The sequence below is a fragment of the Corallococcus sp. AB032C genome, from assembly GCF_003668935.1.
Taxonomy (GTDB): Bacteria; Myxococcota; Myxococcia; order Myxococcales; family Myxococcaceae; genus Corallococcus; species Corallococcus exiguus.
Genome location: NZ_RAWP01000047.1, coordinates 40,017 through 62,232, shown reverse-complemented (window position 1 = coordinate 62,232; position 22,216 = coordinate 40,017). Strand labels below are relative to the sequence as shown.

General features: G+C 69.4%; 18 protein-coding genes. 8 read left to right on the top strand and 10 right to left on the bottom strand.

Annotated elements, in window-relative coordinates; genetic code table 11:
• Positions 1-153 precede the first annotated feature (153 nt).
• The 3 genes from D7X99_RS21440 (at position 154) to D7X99_RS42870 (ending at position 4,988) form a co-directional block, all read left to right on the top strand.
• Positions 154-2,211 (top strand): right-handed parallel beta-helix repeat-containing protein, encoded by a 2,058-nt coding sequence (locus D7X99_RS21440; protein WP_121779402.1) that lies wholly within the window; start codon positions 154-156, stop codon positions 2,209-2,211.
• Between the two features lie 53 nt (positions 2,212-2,264).
• Positions 2,265-4,565: a Tex family protein gene (locus D7X99_RS21435; RefSeq protein WP_121779391.1), complete on the top strand. Its 2,301-nt coding sequence runs from the start codon at positions 2,265-2,267 to the stop codon at positions 4,563-4,565.
• Positions 4,566-4,817: 252 nt separating this feature from the next.
• Complete coding sequence (locus D7X99_RS42870; protein WP_158627043.1) at positions 4,818-4,988, top strand: hypothetical protein; 171 nt, start codon at positions 4,818-4,820, stop codon at positions 4,986-4,988.
• Here the strand turns inward: D7X99_RS42870 and D7X99_RS21430 are convergent.
• The 4 genes from D7X99_RS21430 to D7X99_RS21415 are packed head-to-tail and all read right to left on the bottom strand — an operon-like array spanning position 4,970 to position 8,801.
• The gene (locus tag D7X99_RS21430) at positions 4,970-5,452 is read right to left on the bottom strand and encodes a DUF6714 family protein (protein WP_121779390.1); all 483 of its coding nucleotides are present in this window, start codon (positions 5,450-5,452) and stop codon (positions 4,970-4,972) included. The two genes, D7X99_RS42870 and D7X99_RS21430, sit on opposite strands and share 19 nt — an antisense overlap.
• On the bottom strand, positions 5,449-5,805 hold the full coding sequence (locus tag D7X99_RS44690) for a hypothetical protein (RefSeq protein ID WP_368667780.1): 357 nt from the start codon (positions 5,803-5,805) through the stop codon (positions 5,449-5,451). The genes D7X99_RS21430 and D7X99_RS44690 overlap by 4 nt, the downstream gene beginning before the upstream one ends.
• 33 nt (positions 5,806-5,838) lie before the next feature.
• On the bottom strand, positions 5,839-6,951 hold the full coding sequence (locus tag D7X99_RS21420; protein ID WP_121779401.1) for a hypothetical protein: 1,113 nt from the start codon (positions 6,949-6,951) through the stop codon (positions 5,839-5,841).
• Positions 6,948-8,801: an HSP90 family protein gene (locus D7X99_RS21415; RefSeq protein ID WP_121779400.1), complete on the bottom strand. Its 1,854-nt coding sequence runs from the start codon at positions 8,799-8,801 to the stop codon at positions 6,948-6,950. Before D7X99_RS21415 ends, D7X99_RS21420 begins: the two co-directional genes overlap by 4 nt.
• Positions 8,802-9,011: 210 nt before the next feature.
• On the opposite strand from D7X99_RS21415, the gene D7X99_RS21410 reads away from it, so the two are divergent.
• Both D7X99_RS21410 and D7X99_RS21405 read left to right on the top strand, forming a co-directional pair.
• Positions 9,012-9,872 (top strand): metal-dependent hydrolase, encoded by an 861-nt coding sequence (locus tag D7X99_RS21410; protein WP_121779388.1) that lies wholly within the window; start codon positions 9,012-9,014, stop codon positions 9,870-9,872.
• A 198-nt stretch (positions 9,873-10,070) separates the two neighbouring features.
• Positions 10,071-11,462, top strand: coding sequence for a TerB family tellurite resistance protein (locus D7X99_RS21405; RefSeq protein WP_233613586.1), 1,392 nt, complete (start codon positions 10,071-10,073; stop codon positions 11,460-11,462).
• Between the two features lie 26 nt (positions 11,463-11,488).
• On the opposite strand, the gene D7X99_RS21400 is transcribed toward D7X99_RS21405, so the two are convergent.
• Both D7X99_RS21400 and D7X99_RS21395 read right to left on the bottom strand, forming a co-directional pair.
• A complete protein-coding gene (locus tag D7X99_RS21400; protein WP_121779387.1) occupies positions 11,489-12,862 on the bottom strand; it encodes a spondin domain-containing protein in 1,374 nt (457 codons plus the stop codon).
• A gap of 55 nt (positions 12,863-12,917) precedes the next feature.
• The gene (locus D7X99_RS21395; RefSeq protein ID WP_121779386.1) at positions 12,918-14,513 is read right to left on the bottom strand and encodes an FAD-dependent oxidoreductase; all 1,596 of its coding nucleotides are present in this window, start codon (positions 14,511-14,513) and stop codon (positions 12,918-12,920) included.
• 94 nt (positions 14,514-14,607) lie between these two features.
• Between D7X99_RS21395 and D7X99_RS42385 the strand changes: the two genes are divergently transcribed.
• The 3 genes from D7X99_RS42385 (at position 14,608) to D7X99_RS21375 (ending at position 16,602) form a co-directional block, all read left to right on the top strand.
• Positions 14,608-15,204 (top strand): TetR/AcrR family transcriptional regulator, encoded by a 597-nt coding sequence (locus D7X99_RS42385; protein WP_158620601.1) that lies wholly within the window; start codon positions 14,608-14,610, stop codon positions 15,202-15,204.
• A 168-nt stretch (positions 15,205-15,372) separates the two neighbouring features.
• Entirely contained in the window at positions 15,373-16,059 is a 687-nt protein-coding gene (locus D7X99_RS21380) for a hypothetical protein (RefSeq protein WP_233613585.1), read from the top strand.
• Positions 16,060-16,164: 105 nt separating this feature from the next.
• Complete coding sequence (locus D7X99_RS21375) at positions 16,165-16,602, top strand: hypothetical protein (RefSeq protein WP_120577742.1); 438 nt, start codon at positions 16,165-16,167, stop codon at positions 16,600-16,602.
• Between the two features lie 66 nt (positions 16,603-16,668).
• Here the strand turns inward: D7X99_RS21375 and D7X99_RS21370 are convergent, their stop codons facing one another.
• The 4 genes from D7X99_RS21370 to D7X99_RS21355 form a co-directional block, all read right to left on the bottom strand.
• Positions 16,669-17,547, bottom strand: a complete 879-nt coding sequence (locus D7X99_RS21370) for an aldo/keto reductase (protein ID WP_121779384.1) — start codon at positions 17,545-17,547, stop codon at positions 16,669-16,671.
• Between the two features lie 57 nt (positions 17,548-17,604).
• Positions 17,605-18,384: an SDR family oxidoreductase gene (locus D7X99_RS21365; RefSeq protein ID WP_121779383.1), complete on the bottom strand. Its 780-nt coding sequence runs from the start codon at positions 18,382-18,384 to the stop codon at positions 17,605-17,607.
• A 195-nt stretch (positions 18,385-18,579) separates the two neighbouring features.
• The gene (locus D7X99_RS21360) at positions 18,580-20,394 is read right to left on the bottom strand and encodes an ABC transporter ATP-binding protein (protein WP_169830631.1); all 1,815 of its coding nucleotides are present in this window, start codon (positions 20,392-20,394) and stop codon (positions 18,580-18,582) included.
• Positions 20,391-22,172, bottom strand: a complete 1,782-nt coding sequence (locus tag D7X99_RS21355; RefSeq protein ID WP_121779381.1) for an ABC transporter ATP-binding protein — start codon at positions 22,170-22,172, stop codon at positions 20,391-20,393. The genes D7X99_RS21360 and D7X99_RS21355 overlap by 4 nt, the downstream gene beginning before the upstream one ends.
• Positions 22,173-22,216: the final 44 nt, after the last annotated feature.

Here is a 22,216-nt window from a genome sequence, read left to right as displayed (position 1 = left end):
CCGGACGCGCATGAGCTGAAGCGAAGGGCCGCGTGGGAACTCCCGCGCGGCCCTTTTTATGTCTCAAGGGCTTTTTGAATTTTCCGCTTTGTGCTGTTTTCCTTGGATAAGGCTTCCATTGAGGGAGTCCGGGACACCGGGAAGGAGCACACCGTGGGCTCACGCAAGGGATGGCAGGGACTGCTGGGAGCGGGGCTGATCGCGGCCGTGGGAGTGGCGGAGGCGGCGCCGTGGCGGAGCGTGCTGTATCCGTCGACGTGGACGCCCGGGTACTCGCAGCCGGGCAACACGTCGCGGTTCCTGCATGACTTCTCCTACGCGGGCTACCGGATGCGGCAGGAGGAGCCGCCGGTGCGCATGGACCGGGTGCTGGACGTGACGCAGGCGCCGTACTTCGCGGACAACACGGGGGCGTCGGACGTGACGGCGGTGTTGCAGCAGGCGCTCGATGACGCGGGGGCGGTGGCGGGCGGTGGGGTGGTGTACCTGCCTCGGGGCACGTACCGGGTGGCGCCGCCCGCGGGCAAGCCGTACGCGCTGCTCATCCGATACAGCAACGTGGTGCTGCGCGGGCAGGGCGCGACGTCCACGTTCCTCTACAACTCCGCCACGGACATGCGCAGCAAGCGCGTGGTGCAGGTGGGCCCGCGCGACACGACGGTGTCCTGGACGTCCGCTTCGACGGCATCGGTGGCGTTGACGCAGGACGCGCCCAATCAGGCGACGCGCGTCCAGGTGGCGAGCGTGTCCGGCTACACCGTGGGCACGTGGGTGGTGGTGCGGGCGGACCTGACGGCGGCGCGCAGCGCGGAGCTGAACATGGGCACGGAGTGGACGTCGCTGCCCGGGCCCTCCTTCTACCGGCAGGTGGTGGCGGTGGACGCGGCCACGCGGATGCTGACGCTGGACATCCCGTTGCGCCAGGGCCTGCTGATGCGTGACGCGGCGCGGGTGTACCGCGTGCCCGCGCACCTGTCGGAGGTGGGCGTGGAGCACCTGGCCATCGGCATGCGGGAGAACCCCACGCCGGGCCTGGCCGAGGAGGACTACACGGTGCAGGGCACCGGTGCGTACCAGGTGCACGAGTCCACGGCGCTCTTGATGAACCACGTGGTGGACGGGTGGGTGCGCGGCGTCAGTTCCTATCGGCCGCCGTCCAACACTCAGGACGTGCACGTGCTGTCCAACGGCATCGACCTGAATTACGCGCGCAACGTCACGGTGGAGGGGTGTGAAATCAACAAGCCCCAGTACAAGGGCGGTGGCGGAAACGGATACCTGTACTCCATCCGGAGCAGCGACAGCCTGGTGAAGGACAGCGTGGCGTACGGCGGGCGGCACAACTTCGACTTCCGCTCCATGCACACCACCGGCAACGTGCTGTTCAACAACCGCGTGTCCAACGGCGAGAAGGTGTCCGACTTCCACATGCACCTGAGCGCGGCGAACCTGGTGGACAACACCACGCTGTACCAGGAGCGCTTCGAGGCGGCGGACCGCTCGCCCTATGGCACCACGAGCCACGGCGTCACCACGACGGAGAGCGTGTTCTGGAACACCAACGGGGCGAAGCCGCCGTCGTACGGGGGCACGAGCGTGGTGCGCTCGCAGCAGTACGGGCAGGGGTATCTGATTGGGATGCGTGGCAGCGCGACGGGCGTGGACGTGTCGGTGACGACGAAGACGGCCCCGGCGGACCTCGCGGAGGTGGCGCAGTCCGGGAATGAGTTGGTGCCACAGTCGCTCTACGTGGACCAGACGCAGAAGCGGCTGGGGCGCGCGGTGGAGCACGACGCTCGGGTGCTGGTGTACCAGGCGGAGAACCTGAAGCCGACGAGCACCCCGGACCCGTCGTCCACCGGGGTGGAGGCGGGGCCGGAGCTGGGCGGGGTGCGCTACCACAACACGAGCGCGGTGGGCGCGAAGGTGACGTACACGCTCTATCCGCGCACGGTGGGCACGTTCGCGGTGCGGGTGCGGACCAAGCGCAACAACGGGCGGGGGCAGTACCAGCTGGACGTGAACGGGGTGGCGGTGGGCGGGACGCGGGACGAGTACTCCGCCACCACGCAGTTCGTGGAGGTGGAGCTGGGGACGGTGACGTTCACGGACCTGGAGCCCCAGGCGTTCACGTTCACGACTGTTGGGAAGAACGCGGCGAGCACGGGCTACAACGTCGCGTTGGACGTCATCCGTCTGGTGCGGCAGTAGGGCAGCGGCGCGTCTCTGGGAGGCGCGGGCGGACCGGGGTATAGACGGTCGCCATGCACGTCTATGCCGCCGCGTTGGCCCAGGAGCTGGGCATCAAGCCGGAGCAGGTGGACCGGACCCTCGCACTGAACGAAGAGGGAGGCACGGTCCCCTTCATCGCGCGCTACCGCAAGGAGGCCACGGGAGGCCTGGATGAGGTTCAAATCCAGTCCATCCTGGACAAGGCCACGGAGCGCGCGGAGCTGGACGGGCGGCGCGACACCATCCTGCGCAGCATCGAGGAGCAGGGGAAGCTGACGCCGGAGCTGAAGAAGGCGCTCCAGGCGGCGCGCACGCGCGCGGAGCTGGAGGACCTGTACCTGCCGTACAAGCCCAAGCGCCGCACGCGCGCGGCCATCGCCCGGGAGAAGGGGCTGGAGCCGCTGGCGGACCTGGTGTGGAGGCAGGAGGGCCAGCGCGGGGAGAACCTGGACGCGCGCGTGAAGCCGTACGTGAGCACGGACAAGGGCGTGGCGGACGTGGCGCAGGCGCTGGCGGGCGCGCGGGACATCTGCGCGGAGCGGGTGGCGGAGGACGCCAGGCTGCGCCGCGAGGCCCGCGACCTGTGCACGAAGCGGGGCACGCTGGGCTCGGACGTGGTGCCCGCGAAGAAGGGCGAGACGACCAAGTTCGAGAACTACTACGGCCACGAGGAGCCGCTGTCGCAGGCCCCGTCCCACCGCGTGCTGGCGCTGTTGCGCGGTGAGGAGGAGGGCGTGCTGAAGGTGAAGCTGGGCCTGCCGGACGACGAGGTGAAGGGGCTCTTCACCGGGCGCGTGGTGACGCGGCCGCAGTCGCTGTTCGCGGGCGAATTGCGCGCGGCGGTGGAGGACAGCTGGGACCGGCTGATGGGGCCTTCGCTGGAGTCGGAGCTGCGCGCGGAGTTGAAGGAGCGCGCGGACAAGGGCGCCATCGGGGTTTTCGGAGAGAACCTGCGGCACCTGCTGCTGACGGCGCCGGCGGGGGCTCGGGCGGTGCTGGCGTTGGACCCGGGGCTGCGCACGGGCATCAAGCTGGTGATGCTGGACGTGACGGGGTCGGTGGCGGAGACGACGACGCTCTATTCGGAGCGGAGCGCGGACGAGCGGGCGCGCGCGGCGAAGCTGCTGGAGGCGGTGGTGCGCAAGCACAAGCCGGAGCTGATCGCCGTGGGCAACGGCACGGGCAGCCGGGAGGCGGAGGTCTTCACTCGGGACACGCTGAAGGCGATGGGCGTGCAGGTCCCCGTGGTGTCGGTGAGCGAGCAGGGCGCGTCCATCTACTCCGCGTCGGAGGTGGCCAGGGATGAGTTCCCGGAGATGGACGTGTCGCTGCGCGGGGCGGTGTCGATCGGGCGGCGCTTGCAGGATCCGCTGGCGGAGCTGGTGAAGATCGACCCGAAGAGCATCGGGGTGGGGCAGTACCAGCACGACGTGGATCAGGGCCTGCTGAAGAAGAAGCTGGGCGAGGTGGTGGACTCGTGCGTGAACGCGGTGGGCGTGGACGTGAACACGGCGTCACCGCAGCTCTTGGAGCACGTGTCCGGAGTGGGGCCGTCGCTGGCGAAGAAGCTGGTGGCGCACCGGGCGGCGAAGGGACGCTTCACGACGCGAAAGGAGCTCTTGAAGGTGAGCGGCCTGGGGCCGAAGACGTTCGAACAGGCGGCGGGCTTCCTGCGGGTGCGAGGGCCGGAGCCGCTGGATTCGAGCGCGGTGCACCCGGAGCGCTACACGGTCGTGGAGCGCATGGCGAAGGACCTGGGCGTGGACGTGGCGTCGCTGGTGGGGAACGCGGCGCTGGTGCGCCAGATTGAAGCCAAGCGCTACCTGGGGCCGGAGCTGGGCGAGCTGACGCTGAAGGACATCCTGGCGGAGCTGGAGAAGCCGAGCCGGGACCCTCGAGGAGACTTCACGGCGCACGCGACGCGGGATGACCTGCGCACGCTGGAGGACGTGAAGGAGGGGATGGTTTTGCAGGGCGTGGTGACGAACGTGACGGCATTTGGCGCGTTCGTGGACGTGGGTGTGCATCAGGACGGCCTGGTGCACGTGTCGCAGCTGGCGGCGCGCTTCATCAAGGATCCGTCGGAGGTGGCCAAGGTGGGCGACCGGCTGACGGTGAAGGTCCTGACCGTGGACCTGGCGCGCAAGCGGTTGGCGTTGTCCGTGCGGGCGGTGCTGGAAGGTGGGGCGCCGCAGCCGTCAGGGCGGCCGGCACAGGCGAAGCCTGTCAGTTCACCGGCTCCGCAGCGTCCGGCGCAGAAGCCGGCGAATCAGGCTCCGCCGCAGAAGAAGCCGGAGCCGTTCAACAATCCGTTCTCGAAGCTGAAGCGCTGACGCACATGGCCCACTTTCAAGACCTGACCCCCTGCAGCTATCTGCGAGAGTGGGCGCAGTCGTCGCTCGCGGTGGGCTGGCTTGAAAGAGGGCACGCGTATCCTCGGGGCGCCGTGGACGAGAAGTTCTTCGCGGCGCTGCTCCGCCTGTGTGCGAATCCCTGGCAGCCTCCGATGGTGTTCGCGGGCTTCCTATTTCGGAGCGGGGGGCGCTACCGGGACGGCGAACGTCTTCATCCCAGGGGAGGCGAAGGTGTTCATCGCTCCGACGATGATCGTCCACTACATCGACGCGCACGAGTACGTGCCGCCCATGGAGTTCCAGGAGGCGGCCCTCAAATGCCCTGAGATGCGCTCCATGGCCTATCTCAAGGCCATCAGGGCCTGTGGAATCTCGCTCTCCTCCTACAGGGAGCTGCCGTAATCCTCATTGGCCCAATACGTCTCCAACGCTTGGGACCAGGACTGCTTGGAGATTGGCGAATTGGATGCGTCCCTCATGTGGATGAGGAACATCCGGATGGCGTTCCTTTGGGGTGGGCTCAATCGATCAAACCTGCGAAGGAAGAAGGCGCGCAGGTCTGGCTGTGCTTCATCAAAGATGGTCAATGAGGACAGGAGAAAGTCGCGCACATCAAGATCCACGAGCGCCGCGCTGAGATAGGCCGGAAGGTAGTAGGCGAGTGCCTCCGGGCTGAACAGCGAGAGATGCGCCGCATGGTCGCGCACCTTCTCTATTGGGACGTCCTTCCAGTGGCGCCCCCCGAAGTCCCGAACGAGTTTTGGCGTCTCCCATGCACCGCGTGCATAGGCGACGCGTTTCTTCTCGGGGCGGGGAACATCTGAGAAGGCGTGCTCAATGAGACGTCGCAGGTCGTCATCGCTCATTGGCATTTCTCATTGGGGCCGCATCGGACGCGAATGAACTCCGTGCAGCGAGCTTGTCCCCGCTCATAGCCTTCAAGGACGCTCCTATGCTCCGCATCGCCGCCGCGAAAGCATCGGTTCATCAAAGTCCTGCGGGCTTGGATGCAGTGCTCAAAGCGATTCCATTGAACCGTCAAGTCCACGCAAGACATTGTTGCGTTACAGCTCATGCTCTGAGTCTTGCATGCCGTGCCAACTGCTTTGCTCAAGTCGCGCCAGACGTCTTTGGTGCAGTCTCCCGGAGGAGGTAGCTCTGTTTCTTCAGCCCGGCCTTGGGGCGCGAGAAGGAGGAACCAGGTGATGGCGACAGGCATCCAGCTTGAGCCCTTCATGCTGATGCGCTCCCTTCAATCCAACGGGAACAACCGCGCTTCCTTCGCCAGCACCTCATTGCGCGCCAGCAATCCTGAGAACCGCTTCGTTCCATTGCGCGCATCGAACCGCGCCGCGATGTCTCTCGCCTGCGACTCCAGCCAGTCCTTCAGAGCCCGCGTCCCATAGCCCCCGTCCACCGCGTGCAACGCGAACGCGCGCGGCAGTCGCAGGCTCACCTCATCCCGGCCGTCCGCGACCACCTGCCCCAGCAGGAACGACGACGCCGTGTAGAAGCTGAACCGGTCCCGGTAGCTGGAGTGCTCCAGCGCCCAGCCCAGGTGCTTCTCCAAGAGCGTCAGTCCGCGCGACAGGTTGCCCGTCAGCGCCAGGAACTCCAGGTGCTCGCCCACTGTGGCCAGGAACTCGCGGTTCTTCGCCACCATCGCGTAGCCGCGCATGTGGCAGTCCCGCGCTTCCTTCATCCGCTCCAGCTTGAAGAACGGATACAGCAGCGTGCCCAGCGTCAGGTGCGGGATCTCCGCGCAGGACTGGCGCCCGTCCAGGATGGGCTTCGCCTTCTGGATGGCCTGCTCCCACTCGCCCTTGTCCACGTGGTGGTCCAGTTCGTCGTCCAATTCGCAGACGCGGCAGTCCGTCAGGTGGTCCCTGGGCGTGACGAGCCACGCCTCCCACAGGCGCTCTGCCTCCGCCGTGTCCCCCATGTCCCGAGCCATCTGGTAGCGCAGCTTCAGTGCCGCCCGCTTGCCCGCGTCCAGCTTCGCGAAGCTCTGCTCCACGTCATCCAGCGCGTCGGCAATCTGCTTGCGGCTGATGTGCGGGAACTCGTCCAGCCGGCCCACCACCCACTTCTGCTTCCAGAGCATGTCCTCCGGGTCGAACCGCTGCGGGTCCTTCTTCTGCTGCCCCCGGCACCATGCGAACGCCACCAGCGCCTTGTCCGGATAGCCCCCGAACGTCGCCGCGTCGATGAGCGAGTCCCGCAGCTCGTACCCCAGCGGCACGTCGCCGTGCGCGTCCGTCAGCCGCACCGCCTCCTCCAGCGCGCGCACCTTCGCGTCGCCTTCCGGCAGCTCCTCCGCCTGTGCGCGCAGGGCCTCCACCTGCTGATGCCAGTCCACCATCAGTGCATCCCCCGCGAGCCCGGACCCGACGAACCGCCCCCGCCGCCGCCTTCGTCCAGCCGCGCCGAGATGAGCCCCAGCAGTCCCTGGTTCAGCAGCGCCATCTCCTGCGCGTTCAGCGGGTGCTGACCCAACAGCAGTGCCTGCACGTAGAGCATCTCCACCGACAGCTTCAGCAACTCCCGCCCCTCCACCGCGGCCAGCTTGCGCACCACCGGGTTGTGCAGGTTGAGGCAGAGCAACGCGCGGTCCTGTCCACCCGTGCCCGCCATCACTCCGTCCAGCACGCCCGCGTACAGGTCGTCCGACTCCTCCCGCGCCCGCTCCGCGTCCCGCTTGAACGCGCCTTCCGCGTCCGAGCTGTAGAGCGTGGGCACCTCCGCCGGGAAGAACTTCTTCACCTCCACCCCGCAGCGGAACGGCGCCAGCACCCGCTCGGCCAGACGCAGCAGCGGGTAGACGGCTTCGCGCTCGTCCAGCGTCAGCTCCTCGAAGCTCTGCGGCAGGTCCGCCGACGAGAACGGCGCCACCTGCGCCTCCGGCACCACGTGCGGCAGCTTCTCCAGCAGCGCAGTGTCGTGCGTGTACGCCGCGTTCAGCACGCACAGCCCCTGCGCCGCCGCCACCCGCGCCACCTGCCGGAACCCGTCCAGCGTCGGCGTGTAGCGCACCACCGGCCATGACCGCCGGTAGTCCGCCAACGTCATCACCCCGAGCGACGTCTCGAACGGCAGCCAGTGGATGACCAGCCGGTAGAAGTCATCGTCGTCCAGCGCCAGCCCCTTCACCGACAGCCCGTGCAACGCAATCAGCCGCTGTAGCGCCCGGGGATCGTCGTGCGCCAGGTCCATCAGGTACTTGCGCAGGGACTGTCCCAGCGCCTCGCGCGCCTTCGCCAGGACCGTGTCTTCGTAGAAGGACTCGCGGCTCGCGGTGGGCCTCAGGCCGTTCGCGTTCACCACGCACTTCACGAAGAACGCCCACTCTGGCAGCAGGTTCTCCGCGCTCTCCGACAGCAGCATCTGCTTCAGGTACACGCGGTGCTTCTGCTTCGCGTTGAAGTGCGGCGACGCCGGCAACACATACGCCACGCCGTCCACGTCTCCCGCCTCTGAGCGCAGCGGAATCACATCCAGGAAGTCCGTGCCGAACACCTCGCGCCCGTACGCGAGCAGCGCCTGCCGCCGGTCTCCCGCCGTCTCGTAGAAGCGGCGCCAGGGCGGACCGTCCGGGTTGAGCGACTCCGTCTGTCCATTCACCGTGAGCCGCACGGGGAAGGGCAACAGGCCGCCGTAGTGCTTCGCCAGCTGGCGCACCCGCTCCGGCGTGAACCACTCCACCATGTCCGCGCGGGCCACCAGGTAGACGTGCGTGCCGGGGGCGTCCAGCGGGTGCTCGGAGACGCGCACGTCGTACGTGCCGTCGTGCCGGCCCCGCCACTCCAGCGTCCGCCCGTCGCCCTTCGCCGAGCGCGTCACCACCAGCAGTTCGTCGCACACCATGAAGCACGACAAGAGGCCGATGCCGAACTGGCCGATGAAGTCGTTGCGGCGGGCCTCCAACTGCTCGCGCTTGGAGGACTCGCCGATGGTGGCCAGGAAGCGGTGGATCTCCTCCTCTGTCAGCCCCACGCCTTCATCCGTGAAGAGCAGGGTGGGTGGCCCGCCGTCCTGCTTCTCCCGCAGCTCCAGCCCCACGGCTCCGGTGGCCTGGGGCTCCAGCAACTGGCGGGCGCGGATGGCGTCCGTGGCGTTCTGGAGCAGCTCCCGCACGTAGACCCCGGGCGAGCTGTACAGGTGGTGGGACAGGAGGTCGATGACCCCGCGGAGGCTGACTTGGAATCGATGGTCCACGCGACCATCGAGCGTAGCGCGCTGCATCCTCCCCGGGGCCACAATCCCCCGCCGTGGGTGGATGAAGGCATGTGTCCTTCCCAAGGCAACCGGACGCGCCAGCCCCCTTCCGCCTCCCTGGTGGGGTGGTATGTCGCGCCACGGCCGTGCGGTGCCCCCGGGCGGCACGGCGACATGTCGTCTCTTTCCTTCCTCCTGGAGCGGACAACGATGGGCAACAAGCTGAAGGCAGTGGTGGTGGGTGCGGTGCTGGGCGTCGCGGGCGCGGCCTTCGCGCAGGGCACGCCGACGACGCCGGCGGCTCCCAAGGCCGACGTGAAGGTGGCGGCCAAGGCGGCGGCGGGCAAGGCTGCGGCCACGGCGGGCAAGACGGAGGTGACGTGGTGGGGCCACGCCGCCTTCGTGGTGAAGACGCCGGGCGGCGCGACCATCGCCATCGATCCGTGGTTCACCAACCCCAAGGCGCCGCAGGGTGCCACCTGGCCGGAGGCGGTGGACGCCATCCTCGTGTCCCACGGCCACTTCGACCACGTGGGTGAGACGAAGGCCCTGGCCCAGAAGACGAGCGCCAAGGTGTACGGCTCCTTCGAGCTGGTGAACCTCCTGGGCCTGCCGGAGGCGCAGGGCATGGGCGCCAACGCGGGCGGGACGTTCACGGTGAAGGACGCCACCATCCACCTGGTGGAGGCGGTCCACTCCAGCAGCTACCAGGCGGACCCGAAGGGCGCGTCGCAGTACGCCGGTGCGCCCCTGGGCTTCGTCATCGAAATCGCCAACGGCCCCACGCTGTACCACGCGGGTGACACCGGGGCCTTCAGCTCCATGGCCCTCATCGCCGAGCAGTTCAAGCCCACCGTGGCCCTGCTCCCCATTGGCGGCCACTTCACCATGGACCCCGCGCAGGCCTCCGTCGCCGCGAAGCTGCTGAAGGTGAAGACCGTGGTGCCAATGCACTACGGCACCTTCCCCGCCCTGTCCGGCACCCCGGACGCGCTCACCACCGAGCTGAAGAAGACCCGGGCCACCACCAAGGTGCTCGCCCTGGAGCCGGGCAAGGCCACCGCGCTGTAGGCCTTCCTGGCCAGGTGTCTCCGCGCGCTCGTCCGCCCTGGGTGGACGGGCGCGCTGTTTTTTCCACCAGGCATCAGCATCTGTTGCCGGACGCCGCCGTGGGCCTGGGGCCGGGTGGCATCGCGGATGCGACTGGGTTATTCCCCGCTTCGTGTGCTTCCGGCGGGGTCCGGCCGCACGCTTTTGAGGGGTGTACCGGTGTCGGTGCTGGTTTTTGGAAGGGGGACCTGGCTGGCCGCGCTCCTGACGGACGTGGTCGCCGCGCATGCGCGCTCCCCCGCGCCCGTCCCGACATCGTCGCTTCCGGAAACCTCCTCCGGCCGGGCCCGGGGCCGCGCCTTCCTGCGCCGCACGCTGCGGGCCTCGGGGCTCATCTACGGCACGCCCGTGCCGCTGCCCTCGCCGGTGGACGGTGGTGAGCCCTTCGATGTCCCGGCGCGCGCGGTGGAGGACGAGCTGTTCCACGCCGTGGTGCGCACGCTGGCGCGCATGGCGCTGGACCTGGCGCGGGTGATGGACGCGCCGGAGGGCCCGCGGGTGGAGCAGCTGCTGGTGCTCTTCGCGGTGCTGGCGGGCGAGCTGGACCTGGCGATGGCGCTGGACGCGCGGCTCGCGGCGGGGCTGCCGGTGCCTCGGCGGATGGTGGGCCGGGTGGAGGACGCGCTCGACAAGCGGGCGCCGTCGCTGGCCGGGGACCCGGTGTACGGGCTGGTGCTGCACAACGGCGCGCAGTACGCGGACGCGCAGCTGTTCTGCCGGCAGGCCATCGACTTGTTCTCGACCGGGCGGCTGTCGCGCGCGATGGCGGAGCGGCGGCGGGACTTCGCGGCGAAGCAGAAGGCGCTGCTCGTGGACGTGCTCACCGCTCTTGCGTGCGTGGACCGCGAACCCAGCGCGCCCGCGCGCCGCGCCATCCTCCGGCAGGTGGAGGGACTGAAGCTGCCGCACTCGCTGGAGGGCGAGGTGAAGGCCGCGGTGCGCCAGTCCTTCGAGCGCAAGCGCGACGTGCGAGACGTGGTGCGCCGCGTGCGCAGCGTGGACATGCGGCACCTGCTGCTGGAGCAGGCGCTGCTGGCGGCGCTGGTGGACGGCCGGCGGACGCGGCGGGAGCGGGCCTTCATCGACACGCTGGCGGGTGCGCTGCACGTGCCTCACGCGGAGCTGCGCCGTCTGGAATTGGAGATGGCGGAGTTCTACGCGCGGCACCGCTCGCTGGTGGATGTCTTCACCGTGTCGGACGCGGCGGGCGCCATGGGCGAGGAGCTCATGGGCGGCATGCAGGAGACGCTGGAGAAGAACTTCCATCGGCTCATGCAGGAGGCGCGCGAGACGGGCGACCTGGCGGTGCTGCTCACCAAGGCGGCGCGGCGCCAGAAGCTCACCGCCGACGAGCGCCAGCGCATGCGCGCGCAGCTCATCGACGTGGCGAAGGCCATCCCCGCGCTGGCCATCTTCGCCGCGCCGGGCGGCATCCTGCTGTTGGCGGCGCTGGCGAAGGTGCTGCCCTTCAGCCTGCTGCCCAGCGCCTTTCAGGACGAGCCCGCGGTGGACTCCGACGACGAGGACACGCTGGAGCGCGAAGCCGTCTGAAGTCCCCGTGTGAAGCGCGGCGCGAACTACTCCGCCGTGAGGGTGACGCGCAGGTGCTGGGACAGGGGCGTGCCGTAGCGCGACGGGGGCACCCGGCGCACGGTCTTGTCGGTGTCCACGGTCCATTCGGGGGCACCCTGGTGCGGGCCCACGGCGGGCTCCTCGTCCAGCTCCGTGCCCGCGTCCCACAGGTACACCTTGGACGTGATGTCGCCCGTCACGGGGGCGTTGGCCTTGTCGAACAGCGCGATGCCCTGCTCATCGGGGCCGAAGAACCAGTCGTTGGACTGGCCGAACATGGTCGCGAAAGTCAGCCGGTCACCGGGGCTGGCGTTGACGGTGAACTCGTAGGCTCGGCCCGGCAGGAGGGGACCGGGGACGGACGCGTCCACGGGCGTGTTGAAGGTGCCTGACTTGCTCACGCCCGCGGGCGGAGTCGAAGAGAGGGCGTTGGCCAGCCGCGAGGCATCGCCCGTCTCCGCGAGCGCTTCCAACCCCAGGCCCCGGTCCTGCGCGCCTTCCGTGAACAACGGCGAGGCGGCGTTGTGCAGGGCGAAGACGCCCGGTGACAGAGGCGTGGCCACGCCGTTCAGCGGCTTGAGCCAGGTGTCCAGGACGGTGGCGTCGCCGTTTTCCGCGAGCGCCTCCAGGCCCTGGCCCCGGTCCGGCTGCCCTTCAGTGAAGAGGGGCTCATTGCCTGCGCTCACCACCCAGACTCCCGGGGAGATGCGCACGGGCTTGATGCCTTCGGAGGTGCTGAGGGTGTTGCGGTCGTCGGAGACGTTCTCGATGCGCACGGTGAAGCGCTGCGTGGCCGCGTCGTGGGCCAACTGCACGCGGATCATCGTCGCGAGCGGGGGCAGGTTGAACGGCAGGCCGCTGCTGAGCACGGGCTGCGTGCCCACGCGCCGCACGTTGTTGGAGTTGAAGTCGTTGATGCCCGGGCCGTCCGTGGAGGTGGCCTGCTTCGGAGCGGTGTGCGCGCCCACGGCGGGCTCCTCGTTCACCTCCGTGCCCGCGTCCCAGAGAACCACCTGGGAGGTGACGTTGCCGGTCACCGGCTGCCCGTCGGCGGAGTAGAGCGGGATGCCATTGGGCTCGGTGCCGAAGAACCAGTCGTTGGATGCGCCGAACATGGCGGCGAAGGACAGACGGTGGTTGCGGCCCGCGGTGAAGCTGAACTCGTAGGTGTCGCCCGGGGCCAGCGGGCCCGGTGAAGTGCCGCTTATCTTCGTGTCGAACCGGCCGGACTTGAGGTTCTGGAAGGGCGCCACGTTCTCGATGCGCACGCGGAAGCGCCGGGCGGACGGGTCGGTGTCGTCGCCGGAGCCGCAGGCGGACAGCGTCAGGAGGCCGAGCGCTGCGCAGGCGGCGCTTCCACGGAAGGAGCGAATGGACATGGGAGGAGTCTCCATGGGCCTCGCGAAAATGCGAAGCCCTGCGGCGTTGCTCCTCCTACGCAGGAAGGTTCACGGCGGTTACGTACGGCCCGGCCCGGGTGGAAGGGCGGGGCAGGAGCGGCGTCATGAATTGCTCCAGGGCCAAGAGGTCGCCGGGCCGGGACGCGTGGCCCACGTAGCCATCCGGACGCACCAGGATGAGCGCACCCGCGTTCGGGGGCACGTCGTAGGCCCGGTGCGCATGGCCGTCGGTGTCGAGCAATGCGTCGGTGCTGACCGTCGAGCCCTTGGGGAGGACACGGGCGACGCGCACGGTGTCACCGGAGCGTGAGCGAGCCCAGGCATCGACCTCCTGGAGCGCGGATCCGAAGGCGAGCAGCGTCCAGTGGGGACCTCGAAACCTGTCCGACAGTCGGACAGGTTCGCCGTGGGCATCCACGCAGGGCGCGTCCGGGGCGCGGTCTCCGGCCTGCACCCGGGACGTGTCGCCGGGGAGTTCCGGGGCGAGGGGGCCTCCGCGATAGCTCAAGCCCAATTGCCGCTCCTCGTCGCCCCGTTTCATGGCCTTCATGCGTCCCTGCCGCATTCCTTCGTACAGCTTCGAGGACAGCCCGAGCACACGCGCGGCGACGGGCAGTCGCTCCGCCTCGTAGGTGTCGAGCAGGGCCGGATCCGCGCCCTGGTGCACGTGGCCCAGCTTCCAGCCCAGGTTGTAGGCGTCCTGCACGCCGGTGTTGAGTCCCTGGCCGCCGGTGGGCGGGTGCACGTGCGCGGCGTCGCCCGCGATGAAGACGCGGCCCACGCGGTAGCGGTCCACCATGCGCGTGCTGGGGCGATACAAGGACAGCCAGCTCGCGTCGTGCAGGCGCAGCCTGGAGCCGGGGCGCGCGGTCTCCTGGATGCGCTGGTGGAGCGCGGCCTCGGTGAGCTCCGGCACGGTGTCGCCGGGCTTCACCTGGAGGACGAGCTGGAAGCGGTCCGCGCCGGGGAGGGGACACAGCGCCACCATGCCGCGCTTCGCGAAGGGCCACACGTGCCAGTGCGTGTGTGCCAGGCCCTCCACGCGCACGTCGCCCACGACCATGCGCTCCTCCTCATGGGTGACGCCATGGAGGACCAGCCCCAGTTCCTTGCGCACGCGGCTGTGTCCTCCGTCCGCGCCGACGAGGTACTCCGCGCGGACGGTCTCCTCCGTGCCGTCACGCGAGAGGGTGGCGGAGACGCTGGTGCCGTCCTGGGTGAAGCCGGTGAGCGCGGTGCCGAACTCCACCGTGACGCCCAGCGACGCCAGCCGGTCGCGCAGGATGCCCTCGGTGCGGGCCTGGGGCACGAGCCATCCATTGGGGTAGGGCACGTCCGGGGTCGCGGCGCGGGGAGTCATCATGGTCCAGCGCCCCACGACGAAGCGCCGCCAGTGGATGCGCATGCGGGGGTAGGTGGTGCCCGCGGCGAGCACGGCATCGATCACGCCCAGGTCGTCCAGCACCTCCAGCGTGCGAGGCTGAAGCCCCTTGCCGCGAGAGCCGACGAAGGGCCGCGGGGCCGCGTCCACGATGCGCACGCGAACGCCCCGGCGAGCGAGGTCACACGCGAGCGTCAGGCCGGTGGGGCCGGCGCCAATGACGAGCACCGGCAGGATGGAATCGGGCATGGAAGGTCTCCTGTCGCGGACCAGCGGCGACGGAGACAAGAATGTAAGGAAGCGCTTATGTTGTCAGCTTGCGTTCCCGTCCCAGGAGTCCGGCATGCCGCGCGCGAAGCTTTCCCCGCGGAAGACACCCACGCAGGAGCGCTCGCGAGCGACGGTGGACGCGTTGGTGCAGGCGACTGCTGACATTCTGGTGCGCGACGGCTACGCGAAGCTGACGACGAACCGCATCGCGGAGCGAGCGGGCGTGAACGTGGCGTCGCTGTATCAGTTCTTCCCAGGCAAGGAGGCACTGGTTGCGGAGGTGTCGCGCCGGCACGTGAAGGAGCAGCGCGCCGCCGCGCGAGAGGTGCTGGCGACGCGGAAGTTCAACACGCTGGAGGACCTCATCCGGACGCTGGTGACGCTGGGCTTCGCGGCGCACGCGGTGAATCCGAAGCTGCACCACGCGCTGACGGAGGAGCTGCCATCACGTCCCGCCCGGAAGTGGGACCCGGACGACGCGCCCATGCTGGAGGCCCTGAGTAGATTCCGCACGGACGTGCCGGACCCGGAGCTGGCCCTGTGGCTCATCGACACGGTGTCCCACGCGGTCATCCACCGAGCCGTGGTGGAGCGCCCCGAGTCCCTGTCCCAGGGGCTGCTCCAGGAGGAGCTGGTGACGCTCCTCCTGCGTTACGTGAAGCGGAAGTGACGGGTGTCAGACGCGTGAGTAGGCTTCACGCCTCATGACAGCAGTAGAGCTGTCATCTCCCTTCGCGACATGCCGGCACTGTGTCGGTGGTGGGCGCCTTGAACCCATTCCACTCGGCTGTCGGGAGCCGTTTGCGGGGCAGGATGAGGTGCGCATAGCCTTCATTCCATGAAGACGACATGGGTGGGGGCTGTCGTTGTTGCCGGTTTCGCTTCCGGATGCGCCACGCCGTACCAGCGTATGGGGATCGCCGGGGGCTACCGGGATACCGAGGTTGCGCCGGGCGTCATTCGCATCGAGGTGCGCGGGAACGCCATGACGAGCGTCGACACGCTGGTGAGCTATTTCCACCGCCGCGCCGGCGAAATTTGCGCGCCTCGTGAGTACGACTTCCGGCTCGGCCTGGGCGCGACGCGGGATCCGAGTACCTTCACGGCGACGGAGCGGAACAGCTTCATGGGCAAGCAGGTCACCGTCACGGAGCAACCTGGCTATTCGAAGGGCTGGGTAACAGGACTCATCGCGTGCATGGCCACTCCCGATAAAGCCTCCACTGCCGTCGCCGCGCAGACCTCACCTGCGGCACCACCGGAGGTCCCGGCAGATCGCGTCCTGGCGATTGACGTCGAGACGGGCGAACTTGGCTCCGTCTCGGAGGCGTCCGCGGTGCGGCTCTCCGAATCACGGAAGCTCGCTCCTGTCACAGATGGCAAAGTGATAGCGCTGACGCCCGAGGGGGCTCGGGTGAAGGTGGATGCGGTGAAGGCGGAGGCCGCACTGACGCTTGGCTATCACATCCTGTCTGGAGCGGAGTTGGCTGCGGAGCAGCGCGCGGCGATGGGGCAAGTGGAGTAGGAGGTAACGCGCTGCCCGTTGATTCGTTTGAAAGCTCGTGGGGCACTATGACGTGCTCAACGGCCCTCCGCAGTCCATCACCACGGTGCAGCAGGGAGGTCGTGAGTGGCTTCGCCAACGCCTCGGTCTGTAGTCCTGCTGCCCATCCAGCCCCGGTATGCGACGCCCATCCTGGAAGGGCTCAAGCGCGTCGAGTTCCGCAAGCGCGCCTTCCGCAGGGAGGTCTCACACGTCGTCGTCTACTCCTCCAGCCCGGTGAAGCAGGTCGTCGGCTTCTTCGACATCCTGGGCATCGACGAGGCCGCTCCCGAGCAGCTCTGGCGCCGCTACTCGAGGGTGGGGGGCATCCTGAAGGAGGACTACGACCGCTACTTCTCGCGATGCGAGGGGGGCGTCGCGATCCAGGTGGGAAAGGTCCACGTCTTCGCGAAGCCCTTCCCGCTGGGAGATATCTCCCCGGAGCTGCGCGCACCCCAGAGCTATGCCTATCTGAGCTCGCACGCGTTCACGAAGATTCGTGGCCGGCGGACGCTCGCCACGTGAAGTGCCGCGAGCACCCCATCCGCCCGTGGGCCGGTGGGGTGCTTCAAGCGAACCAGGGCTGATGCTTCAGCGCCCCGACGCCTGCGCGTCCACGGCGGCCAGCTCGTCCTTGTTGAGCTTCACCTCCGCGCCCGCGACGTTCTCCTCCAGGTGCTTCACGGAGGACGTGCCCGGGATGGGCAGCATCACCGGCGAGCGCTCCAGCAGCCAGGAGAGGGCAATCTGCGCGGGCGTCGCGTTGTGCTTCTTCGCCACGGAGTCGAGCGTGCTCCCCGGCTTCGCCAGACCGCCCGTCGCCAGCGGGAACCACGGGATGAAACCCAGGTTCTCCTTCTCGCAGTAGTCCAGCACCTTCTCGTGCACGCGGTCGGTCAGGTTGTACCGGTTCTGCACCGACACGATGTCCACCACCTTGCGCGCCCGCTCAATCTCCTCCACCGACACCTCCGACAGGCCGATGTGGCGGATCTTCCCTTCCTTCTGCAGCGCCTTCAGCTCGCCCAGTGACTCCTCCACCGGGACCTTCGGGTCGATGCGGTGCAACTGGTACAGGTCGATGCGCTCCAGCTTCAGCCGGCGCAGCGACATCTCCAACTGCTGGCGCAGGTACTTCGGCGCGGCCACCGGGTGCCACTCGTTGGGACCCGTGCGCACCAGGCCTGCCTTCGTCGCCACCACCACGCCCTTGGCGTAGGGGTGCAGGGCCTCCGCGATGATCTCCTCGCTGATGTAGGGGCCGTAGGAGTCCGCCGTGTCGATGAAGTCCACGCCCAGCTCCAGCGCGCGGCGCAACACGCGCACCGCCTCCGCCCGGTCCTTGGGCGGGCCCCAGATGCCAGGGCCCGTGAGCTGCATGGCGCCGTAGCCCAGCCGGTGGACGGGCAAATCTCCGCCCAGCTTGAAGGTGCCGCTCTTCTCCGCGGGTCGCGTCGAGGTTCCGCTCATGAGTGCTTCCTCCGTGCAGATGAATGCCTGAATGGATGCATGTGCAGCAAATGCGTTTCAGGCCGTCCGGTACCGCCCGGCCAATGCATGGGTCGCCCCACGCAGCAGTCCTGCCTCCGCCTTCTCCAGGGCCACGAGGGCCTCCGCGGCCTCCAGTCCGGGGACGCAGACCGTCTCACCGCGCTCCAGCGCGACGAGCGACGCGGTGACGACGTCCTCCGGCGACATGGTGCCGGGATAGCCGCCGTTGAACTCCGTGAAGGTCATGCCCGGGCAGACGACCTGCGCCACCACGGGCGTGCCGCGCAGCTCTCCCGCGAGCGTGCGGGTGAAGTGGACGAGGAACGCCTTCGCGCCCGCGTAGGTGGCCCGGTGGGGCAGGGGGCCCGGTGGCATCGCGCCGGAGAAGGCGAGCAGGGAAGCGACGTTGATGATCGCGCCCTTTCCCCGCGCCAGCATGCCGGGTAGCGCCGCGCGCGTGGCCAGCATCGGCGCCATCATGTGCAGGTTCGCCAGGCCTTCCAGCGCCGCGGGCTCCACCTGCGCGAAGGGGCCATAGCCACCCACGCCCGCGTTGTTGATGACCAGGGTGAGGTCCTCGCCCGCCGCGCGCCCGGCCACCCGCTGGAGGTCCGCGTGCACCGTGAGGTCCGCCCGCAGCACCTCCGCGCGGATGCCATGCGCCGCCGTCAGCTCCGCCGCCATCGCCTTCAGCCGCTCCTCCCGCCGAGCGACCAGGACCAGGTCATACCCGAGCGCCGCCAGCCTCCGGGCATACACCGCGCCAATTCCCGCGGACGTGCCCGTCACCAACGCTGTCCCTCGACTGCCTGCCATGCCTGCTCCCGGAAGAGGTGGAAGGGGTGCGCGCCCGTCCCCGCCGCAATGAATGCTGGAGATGGGGGCCGCCGCCGCGAAGCGCATGCCGCCAACGCCGCACCCTCGGCCGCTGGGTAACGGCGGCCGAGCAACCATGCAAGCCCGATGCACTTCGCTCGGGAATCAAAGCGCCGGAGCCGGTCCGGCGCGCGCTCAGCCCAGCGCCTTGACCGTCGGCTCCGGCGCGTCGCGGAACTGCTGGTGGTACAGCTCCGCGTAGTGCCCGCCCTTCGCGAGCAGCTCTTCGTGGTTGCCGCGCTCCACCACGGTGCCGTGCTCCAGCACCAGGATGAGGTCCGCGTGGCGGATGGTGTTGAGCCGGTGCGCGATGACGATGCTCGTGCGGCCGGACAACAGCTGCCCCAGCGCCAGCTGGATGAGCGCCTCCGTGCGCGTGTCGATGTTCGCCGTCGCCTCGTCCAGGATGAGCACCCGCGGATTGGCGATGACCGCGCGAGCGAACGCGAGCAACTGCCGCTGCCCCTGACTGAGCGTCGCGCCGCCCTCGCCCAGCACGGTGTCGTAGCCCTGCGGCAGTTGGGTGATGAAGTCGTGCGCGTGCACCGCCTTCGCCGCCGCCTCTACGTCCTCGCGGGTGGCGTCCGCCTTCCCATAGGCGATGTTGTCCGCCACCTTGCCGCTGAAGAGGAACGGCTCCTGGAGCACCATGGCCATCTGCCGGCGCAGACTCGCGCGCGTCACCTGGCGCACGTCGTGCCCGTCCACGCGCACCGTGCCCCCCGTCACGTCGTAGAAGCGCGGCACCAGGCTGGCCACCGTCGTCTTGCCCGCGCCCGTGCGCCCCACCAGCGCCAGCGTCTGGCCGGGCTCCAGGTGGAAGGACACATCGCGCAGCACGGGCCGCGCGGCGTCGTAGCCGAAGGACACGCCCTCGAACACCACCTGGCCCTGGAGCGGCCCCAGCTCCATCGCGCCCGCCACGTCCGGCGGCTCCGTGGTCTCGTCGAGGATGGAGAAGATGCGCTCCGCCCCCGCCAGCGCGGACTGCATCAGCGCGGCCACGGACGCGGCCAGCTGCACCGGCCGGAAGAACTGCTGCACGTAGATGAGGAAGGCCGCCACGCCGCCCACCGTGAGCTGCCCGCTCAGCGCCAGCGCGCCGCCGTAGCCAATCACCAGCGCCGTGGACAGCGTGGAGAGCAGGTCGATGGCCGGCGAGAACGCGGACGTGATGCCCACCGCCGCCACGTTCGCGTCGCGGTTGGCCGCGTTCCGGTCGCGGAAGCGCTCGATGTTCTTCTCCGTGCGGTTGAAGGCCTGCGCCTGCCGCACGCCTCCAATCTCCTCCTGGAGGTTCGCCGTCACGTCGCCCACCGTCTGCCGCGTCTTGCGGTAGGCATTGCGCGCCCGCGACGCGAAGAACCACGTGGTGAGCACGATGGCGGGGATGAGGGAGAAGCACGCCAGCGCCAGGCGCCAGTTGAGCGCGAACATCGCGACGAGCACGCCCACCAGCCCCAGCAGCGACCCCAACAGCTGCGTCAGCCCCTGCGCGAAGAGCTGGTTGAGCGTGTCCACATCGCTGAGCATCCGGCTCATCAGGTCGCCCAGCGGCCGCCGGTCGAACCACGACAGCGGCAGCTGCTGGAGCCGCGCGAAGAGGCGCAGGCGCAGGTCCGACAGGACGTGCTGCCCCGTGTGGCCCACCCGCCGCGTCTGCGCCTGCTGCGTCAGCAAGCCCACGACGTAGACGACGAACAGCACCGCCAGCGTCCGCAACAGCCCCCAGCCGTCCCCCGAGCCGATGTCGTGGTCGATGGCCCGGCTCATCAGGTACGGCCCCAGCGCCTGGCACGCCGCGCCCACCAGGATGAAGGCCATCGCCACGGTGAGCGTGCCCGCGTGCGGACGCAGCTCGCCCAGCAGCCGGCGCAGCACCTTCCCGCGCTGCTTCGCGCGGCCCGTCTCCAGCTCCGCCATCGCCTCGATGCTTCCAGGCCGCCTCATGCCACCTCCTCCTGACGCGGCGGCTGCAGCTGCGACCCGAGGATGTCGTTGTACAGCTCGCTGGAGGCCTTCAGCTCCTCGTGGCGCCCCTTCGCGGCGATGCGCCCCTCGTCCAGCACCAGGATGAGGTCCGCGTCCCGCACGGTGCTGATGCGCTGGGCGATGACGATGGCCGTCCTGCGCTTGTCCCGCATCAGCGCGTCCAGCGCGCCCTGGATGGCGGTCTCCGTGCGCGCGTCCACCGCGGACGTGCTGTCGTCCAGGATGAGCAGCCGTGGATCCGTGAGCAGCGCCCGCGCGATGGCCAGCCGCTGCCGCTGCCCACCGGAGAGCCCCACGCCGCGCTCGCCCACCAGCGTGTCGTAGCCCTGGGGCAACTCGCGGATGAACTCCGCCGCCTGGGCCGCCTCCGCCGCGGCCTCCACCTGGGCCTGCGTCGCCTCCGGGCGCCCGTAGGCGATGTTCTCCCGCACCGTTCCGGAGAACAGCAGCGCGTCCTGGAGCACCACGCCCATCTGCGAGCGCAGGCTCGCGAGCGTCACGTCCCGCACGTCATGTCCGTCCAGCAGCACCGCGCCCCCGGTGACGTCGTAGAAGCGCGGCAGCAGGTTGATGAGCGTGCTCTTGCCGGAGCCGGTGGTGCCCAGCACCGCCACCAGCTGCCCGGGCTCCAACGTCACGCTCACGCCGCGCAGGATTTCGCGGTCGCTGCCCGCGTAGCGGAAGCGCACGTCGCGCAGCTCGATGCGGCCCTGCAATGGAGGCAGTAGCACCGCGCCCGGACGGTCCGCCACCTCCACCGCCGTGTCGAGCAGCTCGAAGAGGCGCTGCGCGGACGCGCTCGCTCGCGACATGCTGGCCGCGAAGAAGCCCAGCGTCATCAGGGGCATCAGCAGGAAGGCCAGGTAGCTGGTGAAGGCCACCAGCTCTCCCAGCGTCAGCTTCTGATGGAGGATGCGCCAGCCGCCCACGCCCACCACCATCAGCGTGCCCAGGTTGGCGAAGAAGGCGACGAGGGGGAAGTTGCCGGCCAGCGCGTCCACCACCCGCAGGTTCTTCTCCTTCAGCTCCGCGTTGGTCTTCCCGTAGCGCTCCAGCTCCCGCGCCTCGCCGGAGAAGGCGCGCACCACGCGCAGCCCGCGCAGGTCCTCCTGCAGCGTGGTGTTGAGCGAGCCCAGCAGCGCCTGCAGCTGGCCGAACAGCGGACGCATCCGCTGCATGAACCGGCGCAGCACCCACAGGATGGGCGGCACGGTGCTCAGCGCCGCCAGCGCCAGCACCGGATCCAGGTACAGCAGCAGCCCCGCGCAGCCCACCAGCATCGCCGCCGCCGCGGCGAACTGCACCACGCCGCTGCCCACGAAGGTGCGCACCGCCTCCACGTCGCTCGTCAGCCGCGTGAGCAGTTGCCCCGTCTGCGCCTGGTCGTAGTAGCTGAAGGACAGCCGCTGGATGCGCGCGAAGAGCGCGTCGCGCAGGTCGAACGCCACGCCCTGCGACGCGCGCTCCGCCAGGTAGCCCTGCAGGAAGTTGAACAGGCCGCGCCCCAGCGCGATGGCGACCAGCCCGCCCACCGCCAGCCACACAGGCCGTATCTCCCCGCGCGCGAGCCCGTGGTCGATGGCGATGCGGATCATCTGCGGCGCGCCCAGATTCGCCACGGAGACGAGCAGCAGGGACAGCAGCGCGCCCAGCGCCTCCAGGCGATAGCGGCGCAGATAGCCCAACGCCCGCAGGATGGGCGGACGGCCGGATGCGGGTGTCGCGGATGTGCTCACGTGGGACCTGGACCCCTGCCTCCCCGCCCGGGAAGGCGCGCGCA